The 480-nt window shown below is 44.6% G+C and carries 1 protein-coding gene; it reads right to left on the bottom strand.

The window, feature by feature from the left end:
* Positions 1–480: tRNA-uridine aminocarboxypropyltransferase (locus A3756_RS05800; protein WP_068553049.1), on the bottom strand; the 480-nt coding region annotated here is incomplete at both ends.

The following is a 480-nucleotide window of genomic DNA, read 5'->3' as shown; positions in this document are numbered from 1 at the left end:
CCAACACAGGAAAAGGCCGAAGATAAGCACTACGAAACATTTTTTTAGCCTCTCGCCAAGTTCCATCTAAGATAATAAATAAAGGCCTCTTGCCATGCACTTGACTCTCTATTTCAACCGGGTTTCGAATACACTGATCAGCTTCTGCATACTCATGAGGAAAGACCACGATAGGAAAGTAATCTGGATTCTCCAATAGATCGCGCAAAGCAGCCTCCTGCTCGGTACGTTGCCACTGGAAAGCATAATTGTCAGGGATAAGATCTGCGATGATGCGTCCGGTATTACTGGGCTTAAATACTTCCCCCTGATAGAGAATAAAACAAAATGCACAAGCAGCCTCAACAACGGGTCGCTCTGCACAGATGCAATGATGCTCAACTAATAGGCATGACGGGCACCTTTCTAACTTGCTACCACGAGCAGAAAAAGGCCGATGTATCTTTTTACTCTGCTCATCTCGTAATTTTGAGACTGCAT

Source organism: Oleiphilus sp. HI0086 (assembly GCF_001635225.1).
The sequence above is the reverse complement of the archived record's forward strand: the minus strand, read 5'-3'. Positions and strand labels throughout refer to the sequence as shown.